Annotated in this window: 9 protein-coding genes; 4 read left to right on the top strand and 5 right to left on the bottom strand. The window is 74.1% G+C overall.

The genetic code is table 11. From position 1 onward, the window contains the following. Window positions 1-143 precede the first annotated feature (143 nt). Window positions 144-866 carry a 3'-5' exonuclease gene (locus MTR79_RS09710; RefSeq protein WP_048455531.1) on the bottom strand — a complete coding sequence of 241 codons (723 nt, stop codon included), beginning with the start codon at window positions 864-866 and terminating at the stop codon, window positions 144-146. Between the two features lie 132 nt (window positions 867-998). Further along, window positions 999-2240 (bottom strand): SAV2148 family HEPN domain-containing protein, encoded by a 1242-nt coding sequence (locus MTR79_RS09705; RefSeq protein WP_048455532.1) that lies wholly within the window; start codon window positions 2238-2240, stop codon window positions 999-1001. Between the two features lie 311 nt (window positions 2241-2551). Here MTR79_RS09705 and glgX point away from each other — a divergent pair, with 311 nt between their 5' ends. From glgX to MTR79_RS09690, 3 genes are all read left to right on the top strand, one after another. Beyond that, window positions 2552-4687, top strand: a complete 2136-nt coding sequence (gene glgX, locus MTR79_RS09700) for a glycogen debranching protein GlgX (protein ID WP_189363433.1) — start codon at window positions 2552-2554, stop codon at window positions 4685-4687. A 168-nt stretch (window positions 4688-4855) separates the two neighbouring features. Further along, window positions 4856-7225, top strand: a complete 2370-nt coding sequence (treY, locus tag MTR79_RS09695; protein WP_244789758.1) for a malto-oligosyltrehalose synthase — start codon at window positions 4856-4858, stop codon at window positions 7223-7225. Between the two features lie 219 nt (window positions 7226-7444). Then, window positions 7445-8701 carry a M14 family zinc carboxypeptidase gene (locus tag MTR79_RS09690; protein ID WP_244789757.1) on the top strand — a complete coding sequence of 419 codons (1257 nt, stop codon included), beginning with the start codon at window positions 7445-7447 and terminating at the stop codon, window positions 8699-8701. A 624-nt stretch (window positions 8702-9325) separates the two neighbouring features. Here the strand turns inward: MTR79_RS09690 and MTR79_RS09685 are convergent. From MTR79_RS09685 to MTR79_RS09675, 3 genes are all read right to left on the bottom strand, one after another. Further along, complete coding sequence (locus MTR79_RS09685; RefSeq protein WP_244789756.1) at window positions 9326-9751, bottom strand: SSI family serine proteinase inhibitor; 426 nt, start codon at window positions 9749-9751, stop codon at window positions 9326-9328. After that, on the bottom strand, window positions 9748-11133 hold the full coding sequence (locus tag MTR79_RS09680; RefSeq protein WP_244789755.1) for a M14 family zinc carboxypeptidase: 1386 nt from the start codon (window positions 11131-11133) through the stop codon (window positions 9748-9750). The genes MTR79_RS09685 and MTR79_RS09680 overlap by 4 nt, the downstream gene beginning before the upstream one ends. 134 nt (window positions 11134-11267) lie before the next feature. Beyond that, window positions 11268-11819, bottom strand: coding sequence for a DUF1707 and FHA domain-containing protein (locus MTR79_RS09675; RefSeq protein WP_086700555.1), 552 nt, complete (start codon window positions 11817-11819; stop codon window positions 11268-11270). Between the two features lie 219 nt (window positions 11820-12038). On the opposite strand from MTR79_RS09675, the gene treZ reads away from it, so the two are divergent. After that, a complete protein-coding gene (gene treZ, locus MTR79_RS09670) occupies window positions 12039-13784 on the top strand; it encodes a malto-oligosyltrehalose trehalohydrolase (protein ID WP_086700554.1) in 1746 nt (581 codons plus the stop codon). Window positions 13785-13791 lie beyond the last annotated feature (7 nt).

Genomic DNA, 13791 nt, shown 5'->3' with positions numbered 1-13791 from the left:
GGGCCCGGCACGCGCTCCCCCACTGCCCGTCGCCCTCCTCCGCCCTACGGCCGCACCGCACCGCCCCGCGCTCGGATCGACCGAAGGCGCACCGCGCCTCACAGCCGGCCTGAACCGGACGGACGGCCCCGGGTGAGCCCGGGTCAGACCGGCTCCTCCGCCGGTTCGCGCAGCGGCCATGTGCCGTCGACGAGGGCGGCCGGATCGCCCTTGCGGCGCAGGAAGTCCTGGAAGTCCGCCGCCCAGGCCGCGTACCACTCGATCTGACGGCGGTGCAGCTCCGCCGGGCCGAGGGCCGCGACCTTCGGGTGGCGGTCGGCTATCGCGCAGGCCAGACGGGCGGCGGCGAGGGCGTCGGCCGTCGCGTCGTGCGCCGCGTCGAGGCGGACGCCGTACTCCGCGCAGACAGCCTCCAGCGTGCGCTTGCCTCGGCGGTAGCGGTCGACGGCGCGGTCGATGGTGTACGGGTCGATCACCGGGCCCGGGTCGGCGCCGCCCAGACGGTCACGCAGCGACGGCAGTCCGTACCGCCGCAGCTCGGCGGAGAGCAGGCTCAGGTCGAACGAGGCGTTGTAGGCGACGACCGGGACGCCGGTCTTCCAGTAGGCCGCCAGGACCCCGGCGACGGCGTCGGCCACCTGGTCGGCGGGGCGGCCCTCGGCGGCCGCGCGCTCGTTGCTGATGCCGTGGACCGCGACCGCGTCGGCGGGGATCGGCACGCCCGGGTCGGCCAGCCACTCGCGGCGCCCCAGCGTCTCCCCCGCGCGGAGCTCGATCACGGCTCCCGTGACGATCCGCGCCTCGCGCGGATCCGTCCCCGTCGTCTCCAGGTCGAAGCCGATCAGCAGCTCCCGGTGCCAGCCCATGGGCTGCCCCCCTTCTGTGCGGTGCGTTCCCCCAGTGGCTTCACCCTCGCACGCGCCACTGACAATCAGAGGATCGCATTCCGTTTCCGGGGCGGACCGGGCAGCCCCCGGAAAACCCACGGATCCGGAGGTTCAGGACACCGGCCGCGCATCCGCCCACATCTGCTCGAACTCCTCGCGGTAGGTGGGGAACAGGCCGCCTTCCTCGATCTCGCCCGGCTTGACCACCTTCGTCCCGTTGCGCAGGACCAGCACCGGCGCCTCCATGCCGCGGGTGCGGCGCAGGTGGTTCTGCACCACGGCGATGCCGTCGGAGCCGTCGCCGTCCACCAGGTAGGCCGTGCAGCGCGGCGTCTCGTCGTAGACCTGGATCTCGAAGGCGCCCGGGTCGCGCAGCCGGGACCGTACGCGGCGCATGTGGAGGATGTTCATCTCCACCGACCGGCCCAGCTCGCCCCGCTTGATGCCCAGTTCGCGCTCGCGCCGCTTGACCGCGCTGGAGGCCGGGTTGAGGAACAGCAGCCGCACCCGGCAGCCGGACTCGGCGAGCCGCACCAGCCGGCGGCCCGAGAAGTTCTGCACGAGCAGGTTCAGGCCGATGCCGATGGCGTCGAGCCGCCGGGCCCCGCCGAACATGTCCTCGGCGGGGAACTGCCGCAGCAGCCGCACCCGGTCCGGGTGCACCGCGACCACGTCCGCGTACCGGTCGCCGACCAGGTCCTCGACCGCGTCCACCGGAAGCCGGCGCGCCGAGGGCACGTCGCCGCCCGCGCCGAGCATCTCAAGGAGTCGCGCGGAGGCCCGCTCCGCCTGGTTCAGCACCGCCTCGGACAGCGCCCGGTTGCGGGAGACCACGTTGCGGGTGACCTCCAGCTCGTCCAGGGCCAGCTCTACGTCCCGGCGGTCGTCGAAGTACGGTTCGAAGCACGGCCAGTGCTGCACCATCAGCTCGCGCAGCTGCGGCAGGGTGAGGAACGACAGCACGTTGTCGTCCGCCGGATCGAGGAGATAGCCCTTGCGGCGGCTGACCTCGCGCACGGCGACCGCGCGCTGCACCCACTCCTGTCCGGCGGGCCCGGCGGCGGCGACCACCCAGTCGTCGCCGTGCACGGGTTCGTAGATCGGCCGCAGCACGGCGGCGACGACCGCGCGCAGCCGCTGCTCGACCAGGTTCAGCCAGATGTAGGCCCGGCCGGCCCGCTGCGCGCGCGTGCGCACCTCGCGCCACGCGTCCGCGCCCCAGTCCAGCTCCGGTCCGATCGCACCCGCGTCCATCGGCCGCGCCAGGGACACCGCACCGGGCGGGACGTCCGTGGAGCCGCTCCCCTCGTGACCCTCGTCACCAGGGGGCAGTTCCAGCCCTCCCGAGCCCACCCGCGCACCGCCTTCCAGTCCCCCGAGCACTCCCCGTCCAACGATCAAGGAGAGTACTCCGCATGCGGTGCGGGATGCAGCCCGATGGACAGGGTCGTTTCCCAACTTCCCCCGACCAAGCGACCGTTCCGCGCTCCGTGGTCCGGCGAGTGAGCAGGTTCATAGCGGAAATCCCGGGAGGTGCGGTCGGCGGAGGCCGGGGCATGGGTATGAGGTGGACCCGCCCTTGATCCCGCCCGTTCGGGGAGACACGGGGACACTCGGAGCCAAGGCGTCCCCACCGGCGCCGTACACCTGAAAGAGTCGTGTCCATGCAGGTCTGGCCTGGCGAGGCGTATCCGCTCGGTGCCACGTACGACGGCGCCGGAACGAATTTCGCGGTCTTCACGGAGGCCGCGGACAGAGTAGAGCTGTGTCTGCTGCACGACGACGGCTCCGAGACCGCGGTCGAACTGCGGGAGAGCGACGCGTTCGTGCGGCACGCGTACCTGCCCGGGGTGATGCCCGGGCAGCGGTACGGCTTCCGTGTGCACGGGCCGTACGCCCCCGAGCGGGGGCTGCGCTGCAACTCCGCGAAACTGCTGCTCGATCCGTACGCGCGTGCGATCAGCGGCTCGATCCAGTGGGGCGAGGAGGTCTACGGCTACCACTTCGACGACCCGGAACGGCGCAACGACCTGGACTCGGCGCCGCACACGATGACGTCGGTCGTGGTCAACCCGTACTTCGACTGGGGGGACGACCGGCGCCCCCGGACGGAGTACCACCACACGGTGATCTACGAGGCCCACGTCAAGGGCCTCACCATGCGCCACCCGGGACTGCCCGAGGAGCTGCGCGGCACGTACGCGGGTCTGGCGCACCCGGCGATCATCGAACACCTGACCGAACTGGGCGTCACCGCGCTGGAGCTGATGCCGGTGCACCAGTTCGTGAACGACCACCGGCTGGTCGACATGGGGCTGAACAACTACTGGGGCTACAACACCATCGGCTTCTTCGCCCCCCACAACGCCTACGCGTCCTGGGGCGACCGGGGCCAGCAGGTGCTGGAGTTCAAGTCGGCGGTGAAGGCGCTGCACGAGGCCGGGATCGAGGTGATCCTCGACGTGGTGTACAACCACACCGCCGAGGGCAACCACCTGGGCCCCACGCTGTCCTTGAAGGGCCTCGACAACCCCTCGTACTACCGCCTGGCCGAGGACCCCCGGTACTACATGGACACCACGGGCACCGGGAACTCGCTGCTGATGCGGTCCCCGCACGTACTCCAGATGATCATGGACTCGCTGCGGTACTGGGTCACCGAGATGCATGTCGACGGGTTCCGCTTCGACCTCGCGGCCACCCTGGCCCGGCAGTTCCACGAGGTGGACCGGCTGTCGTCGTTCTTCGACCTGGTGCAGCAGGACCCGGTGGTCTCCCAGGTGAAGCTGATCGCGGAGCCCTGGGACGTCGGCGAGGGCGGCTACCAGGTGGGCAACTTCCCTCCGCTGTGGACCGAGTGGAACGGCAAGTACCGGGACACCGTGCGGGACCTGTGGCGCGGCGAGCCGCGCACGCTCGCCGAGTTCGCCTCCCGGCTGACCGGCTCCTCCGACCTCTACCAGGACGACGGACGGCGCCCGCTCGCCTCGATCAACTTCGTCACCTGCCACGACGGCTTCACCCTGCACGACCTGGTGTCGTACAACGAGAAGCACAACGAGGCCAACGGGGAGGACAACCGGGACGGCGAGAGCCACAACCGGTCCTGGAACTGCGGGGCCGAGGGCGACACCGACGACCCGGACGTGCTGACGCTGCGGGCCCGGCAGATCCGGAACTTCATCGCCACGCTGATGCTCTCCCAGGGCGTGCCGATGATCAGCCACGGCGACGAGCTGGCGCGCACCCAGCGCGGCAACAACAACGCCTACTGCCAGGACAACGAACTGGCCTGGCTCGACTGGCCGGACGAGGAGGACGGGGCCGAAGAGGGCGACCTCCGGCGGCAGCTGCTGGAGTTCACGCGCGCGATGGTGTGGCTGCGCAAGGACCACCCCGTCTTCCGGCGCCGCCGCTTCTTCCACGGCCGTCCCGTGGAGGGCACCCACGACGACCTCTCCGACATCGCCTGGTTCACGCCCGAGGGCGCGGAGATGACCCAGCGGGACTGGGAGTCGGCGCGGGCGTCGGCGCTGACCGTGTTCCTCAACGGCAACGCCATCTCCGAGCCCGGGCAGCGCGGGGAGCGGATCACCGACGACTCGTTCCTGCTGATGTTCAACGCCTCGCCCAGACCGCTGGACTTCGTGGTGCCCGTGGACCACGGCGCGCAGTGGCAGGTGGTGGTGGACACCGCCCGCGAGGACGGCGTGCCCCCGGGCACGGGCCCGAAGGTGTCGGCGGGGACACGGCTGACGCTGGCGGACCGGAGCCTTACCGTGTTGCAACGGCCGGCGTAGGAGGCGCGCGGGCCTGAGAGTCAGCCCCTCCGGCGTTCGAGGGGCGGGGTCAGGGGCGGAGCCCCGGTTTCGGGACGGGAAGGGGCGGCGGGGGCGGGAAAGCCTCCCGCTCGCCCCCGAACGGAGCAGCGAGCGCACGAGTGGCGACTTCGCGGGTACGTACGTCCCATGACCACCCCTGAGCGTCCTGACCCGACGGTGCCCACGGCGACCTACCGGCTGCAGCTCCAGCCCGGCTTCCCGTTCGCGGCGGCGGCCGAGGCCGTGCCGTATCTGGCCTCGCTCGGCGTGTCCCATCTGCATCTGTCGCCCGTGCTGGAGGCGGTGCCCGGCTCTCAGCACGGCTACGACGTCGTGGACCCCACGCGCGTACGGGAGGAGCTGGGCGGCGAGGAGGGGCTGCGCGAGCTGTCCGGCACAGCGCGGCGGCACGGGCTCGGGCTGGTGGTGGACATCGTCCCGAACCACATGGCGATGTCCCCGCGCCACAACCCGGCCTTGTGGGAGGTGCTGCGCGACGGCCCGTCCTCCCGCCGGGCCCGCTGGTTCGACATCGACTGGGAGGCGCAGGGCGGGCAGGTGCTGCTGCCGGTGCTCGGCGGGCCGCTCGGCGAGGAGGCAGGCCGGCTGAAGGTCGACGGGGACGTGCTGCGCTACTACGACCACGCCTTCCCGCTGCGCGAGGGCACGGCGTCCCTGCCGCTGCCGCAGCTGCTGGACGCGCAGTGGTACCGGCCCGTGTGGTGGCGGCTGGCCCGCACCGAGCTGAACTACCGGCGGTTCTTCAGCATCTCCGAGCTGATCGGGGTGCGGGTGGAGGACCCCGAGGTGTTCGAGGCGACGCACGCCAAGATCCTGGAGCTGCTGCGCGAGGGCGTGGTCGACGGACTGCGCGTGGACCACCCGGACGGGCTCGCCAACCCCGGGACCTATCTGCGGCGGCTGCACGAGGCGACGGACGGGCGCTGGACCGTGGTGGAGAAGATCCTCGCCGACGGTGAGGTGCTGCCCCCCTCCTGGCCCGTCGCCGGCACCACCGGCTACGACGCCCTGCGCCACGTCGACGGGCTGTTCCAGGACCCTGGCGGATTCGGGGCGCTGGTGGACCGCTACCGGGCCCACGCGGCCCCGCAGACGGACCGGGGCGGCGACTGGGAGGCCACGGTGCGGCGAGCCGCGTACAAGGTGCTCAGGCACGAGCTGGCCACCGAGCTGGACCGGCTGACCCGGGTGGCGAGCCGGCTGTGCGCGACCGCCCCCGAGACCGCGCTGCGGGACCGTGCGCCCTGGGCGCTGCGCACCGCGCTGACGGAGCTGCTGGTGCGGCTGGAGGTGTACCGGCCCTACTCCCCCGAGGACGCGGCCACGGTGGTGACCGAGGAGGCCGCGGCCGAGGCACGGCGCGCGTTCGCCGTCCCGGAGGAGGCGGGCGCGGTCGACGTCGTACGGGGCCTGCTGCTCGGGCGGTACGGGGACGGGCCCGCCTACGTCGAGTTCCGTACGCGGTTCGCGCAGACGGCGTCGGCGCTGCGGGCCAAGTCCGTGGAGGACACGGCGTTCTACCGCTACGTGCCGCTGCTGTCGGCGACGGAGGTGGGCGGCGAGCCGGGCGACCCGGCGGTGGACCCGGTGCGCTTCCACGCGTACTGCGCGCGCGTGCAACGCGACTGGCCGGCCACCGGGACGGTGCTGTCCACGCACGACGCCAAGCGCAGCGCGGACGTGCGGGCGGCGCTGCACGTGCTCACCGAGTGCCCGGAGCGCTGGGCGGACGTCGTCGCCGAGGCGTCCCGCGCCGGGGAGGCGGTGCCCGACGGACAGACGGCGTGGGCGGCCTGGCAGACGGTGTTCGGGCTCGGCCCGGCCGAGGAGGAGCGGGTGCGGTCGGCGCTGCTGAAGCATGTGCGCGAGGCGGGCCTGTTCACCAGCTGGACGGAGCAGGAACCGCCGTACGAGGAGGCGGTGGCACGGTTCGTGACGGCGGGTCCGTGCGGGGTGCCGGGGCGGAAGGTCGCGGAGCTGCGGGAGGCGCTGGAGCCGCACATCCGGGCGAACGTGCTGGGCGCGGCCCTTGTGCACCTGACGATGCCGGGCGTGCCCGACCTCTACCAGGGCACGGAGCGCGAGTACCGGGCGCTGGTCGACCCGGACAACCGGCGGCCCCCGCAGTTCGGCGAGGACGGCGGGGACAGCGGTGACGGCGGGGAGAAGGAGGCCGTGACCCGGGCGGCGCTGGCGCTGCGGGCGCGGCGGCCGGACGTCTTCGGCACGACGGCGTCGTACGAGCCGCTGACGGCCGAGGGTCCGGCGGCGGACCACTGCCTGGCGTTCGCCCGCTCCGGCACGGTGGTCACGGCGGTGACCCGCCTCTCGCTGCGTCTCGCGGAGGCCGGCGGCTGGGGCGACACCCGGCTGCCGCTGCCCCCGGGGCGGTGGGCCGATGTCCGTGCGTCGGGGCGGGAGTTCGAGGGGGACGTGCGGGTGGCGGAGCTGTTCGCCGCGTCGCCGGTGGCGCTGCTGGAGCGGGTGCCCGGGTGACGGTGACTCCGACCGCGGGGCGCTGTGCAGGACGGTGCGCGGTCGCCGCACGGCCGGTGCGGAGCCCGCGGGACGCGTGGTGGGCTCGGGACGGCCGACGTGCGGGAAGAGGGCCGCGGCGTGCCTCTGAGCGCCCCCTGGCGGCTCCCCCGCACCGCCCTTGACACCGTCTCGCGGCCGTGGGGTACTGCGCAGTGCGAGTGCGGGCGGTGACGGGGGGTGGGTCCGCTGCGGGAGTCGCGCTATCCGACGGTGGCCGAACTGGTCTTCTCCGCCCGGGCGCTGGCGATCCAGTGGCCGGGTCTGTGTGTGCTGCGGCAGGTGGGGGCGTCCCGCGGGGGACGGCCGCTGCACCTGCTGTCCGTGGGACGCGCCCGGCACGCCGTCCTGGTCGTGGCCGGCGCCCACGCCAACGAGCCCGCGGGCAACGGGACGCTGCTGGCGCTGGCCCGGCGGACCCTGCTCGAGCGGGAGCTGCGCGACGGCGTCTCCTGGCACTTCCTGCTGTGCGCGGACCCCGACGGGGCGAGCCTGCACGTCACGCCCGCGCCGCGCAGCCTGTACGACTACCACCTGGGCTTCTTCCGCCCGGCAGGCTCCGAGCAGCCGGAGTGGGCGCCCTCGGTGCTGCCCGCCGACCGGCTGCCCCCGGAGACGCGGGCGCTGACCGGGGTGATCGACGAGCTGCGGCCGTTCCTCCAGGTGTCCCTGCACGGCACGGAACTGGGCGGCAGCTGGGTGCAGTTGACGCGGGACGTGCCCGGGCTCGCGGAGCCGTTCGCCAAGTCGGCGGCCGAGCTGCACATCCCCGTCGAGACGGGCGCCTCGGACGCGGCGGGCTGGCCCGCGTCGGGTCCCGGCGTGCACGTGATGCCCGCGCCGGAGGCGGCCCCGGCCTATCCGAGCCTGAGCGACGACGCCCGGCACAGCACCTGGTACCACGCGCACCGGTACGGCGGTCTGACGGCGGTGGTCGAGGTACCGATGTGGGCGAGCGACCTGGTCGACGACCCGGCCCCGCACCCGGCGCCGGACACCGCGATGCACGCGCTCGCGGAACGGCTGTTGCGGGACGCGGACGCGGTGCGGCACGTGCTGGAGGACGTACGGCCAGGGCCGCCGGCCACCGAGGCCGACGGTCCGCTGCTGCGGGCGGCCGCCTGGGTGCTCGAGCTGGTGCCGGGACTGGCCGCCGACCTGGTCCGCACCCCTCCCGCGGACGGCACCCGCGCCTACGTCGGCAGCGTGGACGCCTTCGCGCGCCGCGTGCCGCTGCGGGCGGCGGCGATGCTGCGGCGCGCGCTGCGCGACACCGACGCCCAGGCGGCGGCCCGCCTGGACCACCTGGTCGCCCACTGGAGCGACGCCTTCGCCACCCGCTTCCGCGCCCGCTGGGTCCCGGTCCGCCACCAGGTGGAACACCAGTCCCGCACGGTGGTGGCGGCGGCGCGGCAGGCGCGGGCGGGGCTGATGTGAGGGGGCCGGGGCGGCACGCCGCCCCGGCCGGGCGGGACGCGGGGCAGTCGTCCCGCGCCCTCGGGTGCGGGGCGCCGCCCTACGGGCCCGGCGACCCGGTCGTCACGGCCGGGCTGGCCCTGTGCAGGCGCCGTCAACCCCGCCCCGGCCATCCCGGCAAGGCGAGCCGGAGCACCCAGCGCGAACCGGGAAGCACGCCAGTGCGAGGCGCCGCCCTACGAACCCGGCCACCCGGCTGTCACGGCCGGGCACCGTGCCCCATGCAGACGCCATCAACCCCGCCGGCAAGGCGAGCCGGAGCACCCAGCGCGAACCGGGAAGCACGCCAGTGCGGGGCGCCGCCCTACGGGCCCGGCCACTCGGCTGTCACGCCCGGGCTCCGTGCCCCGTGCAGGCGCCGTCAACCCCGCCGGCCACCCCGGCAAGGCGCGCCGAAGCACCCAGGGTGAGCCGGCGCGAGCCGGGCAGCAGGGCGGGCCGTCGGCTGTCCGACGCCCCATGGCCCCGGCGTCGGGCGGCGCCCTGGGTGGCCTGACTCACCGTCAGGGTCAGCTCCCCCTCACCGAGGAAAGCGGCACGCCGGCCGGTGTGTCCTCCCGCGCCTGTCGGACGGCACCCTGCGTCTCACGTCCCGTCGAGCGCGAACAGCGCCCCCGTGTGGGCACGCAGGGCGCAGGTGTTCGGGAAGGTCTCCGACCAGGTGACCGGGCGGTCGCGCCACACGCCCTCCGCGTGGGCCGTCACCGGGGCGTGGATCATCGGGCAGAGGGTGTTCTCCGCGGGGAGGGTGGTGATGCGGCCGTCCGCGGCCGACAGCTGCGCGCAGGCCTCCTCCGCGTGCGGGTGGCCACCGCCGGGCGGGTCGCACCGCAGCAGCGTGCCGCCCTCCGCCCCGGCAGCCGGGGCCTCCCCGTGACTCACGCTGAGCATCAGCCAGTTCCCGGGTTCCGGCGAGGTGTCCGCGTGGGCGGCGGGCGTCGCGCCGGCGAGCACGAGGAGGGCGGCGGCGGACAGCCCCGCCCCTACCGTCTTCACTGAGGTGTGCGTCATTCCCGGTGCATCGGCACGGCGGGCCCGGGGCCCCAGCCCGGCTCACCCGAACGGGAGGCTCCGGGTGTCCTCCGTACGGCCAGGGCGCACACGGCGCGGACCACCCGGGCCTGGTACTCCGCCTGGCGGTCCACGGGGATCCAGCGGGCGCCGAGCGTGTCCCGGAGATCCGCGCAACGCGCGTCCATCAGCCGGTTCAGCTCGGGCAGCGCGTCGGCCGGGTCGCGTCCGGCGCGGGTGACGAGCTGGTGCAGCAGACCGGCGGTGCGCAGGGCGAGGCGCCTTCCCGCGAGGCGCAGCGCGGCCAGGCGGGCGGTCGTCATGGGCGGCAACGGACGCGCAGAATCGTTCCCGCAGTCGGGGTCCCAGGCGTCCGCGAGGCCCGGGCAGACCAGGAGGTAGTCCTCGACCGGGGCGAGCAGCCGGTCCGCGTCGGGCACGCCCGCGACGTACGGGCGGATCCGCGCCGCCAGCTCACCGAGCAGCCCGGTGTCCCGGCGCAGGGTGCGGCTGACGGACCGCAGCTCCGCGTCCGGGTCGGGGTGCGGGGCGCCGTTCCCGACGGCGGCGACGCCCCACATCGGCGCCTCCACGACCGCGGTGACCGTGCCGTACCCGTAGGGGTGGTACCACGTCGACTCCACGGCCGCCTCGGTGATGGCGGCGGCCAGGTCCCGGCGCCGCGGTGGCGGTATGAGGTAGACGGCGGGGCCGAGACCGGGCCAGTACAGCGCGTCGTACGCGCCGAGTTCGCGCGGCACGCCGAGGCGGGCGGCGACGGCGGCGACCCGGCGGTCGAGGCCCGGCAGCTCGTGGGTGAGCTCGACGAAGCCGCCGCCGACGTCCACGCCGTGCAGAGAGCACTGGAGGAAGGGGCGCAGCTCGTCCTGGAGGGCGAGCAGCGCGCGGGTCTCCGGCAGCGCGGCGGACGCGGCGCCGTCCGGCAGCCACTCGGGCTGTTCCAGGAAGCCGGGGCGGTAGAAGTGACGGAAGTGGCGGCCGAGGGTGTAAGGGCCGGTCAGCCAGCGCTCGTTGTGGCGCAGGCCGTCGGGGTCGAGGCAGAGCAGCAGGTTCCAGGTGACGTCGGCGCCGTCGGTGAAGCGGCGGTCGGCGAGGGCGTGCTCCGCCAGCCGCAGCACGGTGGCGCCGCCCACCGGTTCGTTGGCGTGGGGTCCCGCGACGACGAGGGCCTGGCGGCTTCCGTGGCCGACACCGAGCAGCCACAGGGGGGTGCCCGCGCGGGAGACGCCGACGCGGCGCAGACGCGCGTCGCGGGGATGGCGGGCGGCGAGGGAGGCGGCCCGCGCGCCGAGTTCGTCGACGGTCGGATAGCTCAGGAGGGGCGTCAGGTCACACCTCCACGAAGCGACGCCGTCGTCCACCGGAAGTACAGGCCGTGCGGGAAGCGCGGAGGTCTTCGAGCAGGAAGTACGGGGAGTGCGAGGTACCCCTACAGTCAGTCACGCGCTCGGGGCGGCGTCAACACCGTTACCCACCAACAAGGTGTATACGCCCGTCAGTTGACGGAGAGACGGTAGACGATCCGGCCGAAACCCACCTGGTCCCCCTCGCGGACCACGGCCGCGCCGACCACCCGACGGCCGTTCACCGTCGTGCCGTTGGTGGAGCCGAGGTCGCGCAGCACCCACAGGCCGCCCTGACGGGTGAGTTCGGCGTGCACGCGGGAGACCGTCTCGTGGGTGAGCCGCAGTCCGCTGGCCGGGTCGCGCCCTATCCGCAGCGGGTGTCCGTGCGCGGGGTGCGGCAGCAGCAGCTTCGGCAGCTTCTCGGCCCGCCAGGCACGGCGCAGCCGCACGGTGAACCCGGATACCGCCTCCACCGAGCCGAACACCACGCGCGAGAAACGGTTCTCGCGCGGGAGGTCGGCGGTGAGCGCGGTGAGTTCGTCGGCGCGCCGCGCCACGAGCGCCAGTTCCATGCGCCGGATGAACGTGTCGTGGGAGAGGCGGCCCTTGGCGACGCCGTCCCGCAGCACACTCAGCGCCTTGTCGCGCTCCGCGTCGGAGAGCCGCGCGGGGTACGTGGAGAACTCGAAGGACGACGTCACGCGGTCGATTGTCGGACAGCCGGGGGCGAGCTGTCCAGAAACCCCGTAAACGGAGGACAGGACCCCGTCTGTGAGGGGGTACGCCCGCTCCCCCACGGCCCCGGCACGCGCACCTCGGGCGACACCCGCCGCAAAACGGCGGATCCCCCGGCGTATTGATCTCCGATGCCGCACGATGGAGGCGCTTCATCACGGTGAGCAGACGAAGGGGAACCGTCCGTGCAGTTCGAGGTGTGGGCACCACAGGCCGGCCGAGTGACGCTCCGGTGCGACGGCGTCACGCGCGCGTTGGAGCGCGATCCCGAGCGGGAGGGGTGGTGGCGGGGGGAGGCCGAGGCGCACGACGGCTCCCGGTACGGCTTCGCCCTGGACGACGGTCCGGTGCTGCCGGACCCGAGGTCGCGCCGCCAGCCCGACGGCCCCGACGGGCTCAGCGCCGTCGTCGACCACGACCGCTTCGAGTGGAGCGCCGAATGGACCGGACGCCCGCTGCCCGGCGCGGTGCTGTACGAGATGCACGTCGGCACCTACACCCCCGAGGGCACCTTCGACGCCGCCGCCGAACGGCTCGGCCACCTCGCCGACCTGGGCGTCACCCACGTGGAGTTGATGCCGGTGTGCCCCTTCCCCGGCCGGCACGGCTGGGGGTACGAGGGCGTCTCACTGTGGGCCGTGCACGAGCCGTACGGCGGGCCCGAGGGGCTGAAACGGTTCGTCGACCGGGCGCACGGGCTGGGGCTCGGCGTCGTCCTGGACGTGGTGCACAACCACCTGGGCCCGTCGGGCAACTACCTGCCGCAGTTCGGCCCGTACTTCACCGACACGCACCACACGCCGTGGGGCGTGGCGGTCAACCTGGACGCGCCCGGCTCGGACGAGGTGCGCGCGTACCTCGTGGACAGCGCGCTGGCGTGGCTGCGCGACCACCGGATCGACGGGCTGCGTCTCGACGCGGTGCACGCGCTGGTGGACACCCGCGCGCGCCACTTCCTGGAGGAGCTGTCGCAGGCCGTGGACGAGCTGGCCGCCGACACCGGCCGGCCGCTGTTCCTGATCGCCGAGTCCGACCTCAACGACCCGCGGGTCATCACCCCCCGCGACCGGGGCGGCCTCGGCATCCACGCCCAGTGGAACGACGACTTCCACCACGCCCTGCACACCGCCCTGACGGGCGAGTCGCAGGGCTACTACGCCGACTTCGCACGCGCCCCGCTGGCGGCCGTGGCCAAGACGCTCACCGGGGGCTTCTTCCACGACGGCACCTACTCCAGCTTCCGCGGCCGGCACCACGGGCGTCCGCTCGACCGCACCCGCGTGGCCGCGCACCGGCTGCTGGGCTACAGCCAGACGCACGACCAGGTGGGCAACCGGGCCCAGGGCGACCGACTGTCCGCGCTGGTCTCCCCCGGCCTGCTGGCCTGCGCGGCGGCGCTGACACTGACCGCGCCGTTCACCCCGATGCTGTTCATGGGCGAGGAGTGGGCGGCGGGCACGCCGTGGCAGTTCTTCACCGACCACACCGACCCGGAGCTCGCGAAGGCGGTCAGCCAGGGGCGGCGGCGGGAGTTCGCCGCGCACGGGTGGGCGGAGCAGGACGTGCCCGACCCGCAGGACCCGGCCACCCGTGACCGCTCCTGCCTGGACTGGTCCGAGCCGGAGCGGGAGCCGCACGCCCGGATGCTGGCCTGGTACGGACAGCTCCTCGCGGTGCGCCGCGAGCAGCCCGACCTCACCGACCCGGACCTCGCCGACACCAAGGTGGCCTACGACGAGGACCGGCGCTGGCTGGCCTTCCGCCGCGGCGACGTCCGCGTGGCCGTGAACCTGGGCGCCGAACCGGCCGACATCCCCCTGGGCTCCCGCGAGGCCCGCGTCCTGGCGGCGTGGGAGCCGGTGGACGTGCCGGGCGCGGACGGTCTGCTGCGGCTGCCCGGGGAGTCGGCGGTGGTGCTGCTTCAGGAGTGAGGCGGGC

The organism is Streptomyces sp. BJ20 (genome assembly GCF_022869105.1).
Taxonomy (GTDB): Bacteria; Actinomycetota; Actinomycetes; order Streptomycetales; family Streptomycetaceae; genus Streptomyces; species Streptomyces griseoincarnatus.
Note: the sequence above shows the minus strand (reverse complement) of the source record. Positions and strands in the feature narration are given on the sequence as shown.

What these genes read in the sequence shown, in the direction of transcription:
- MTR79_RS09710 (WP_048455531.1), bottom strand. Translation starts at nt 866, where the DNA reads ATGGGCTGGCACCGGGAGCTGCTGATCGGCTTCGACCTGGAGACGACG.
- glgX (WP_189363433.1), top strand. Translation starts at nt 2,552, where the DNA reads ATGCAGGTCTGGCCTGGCGAGGCGTATCCGCTCGGTGCCACGTACGAC.
- treY (WP_244789758.1), top strand. Translation starts at nt 4,856, where the DNA reads ATGACCACCCCTGAGCGTCCTGACCCGACGGTGCCCACGGCGACCTAC.
- MTR79_RS09685 (WP_244789756.1), bottom strand. Translation starts at nt 9,751, where the DNA reads ATGACGCACACCTCAGTGAAGACGGTAGGGGCGGGGCTGTCCGCCGCC.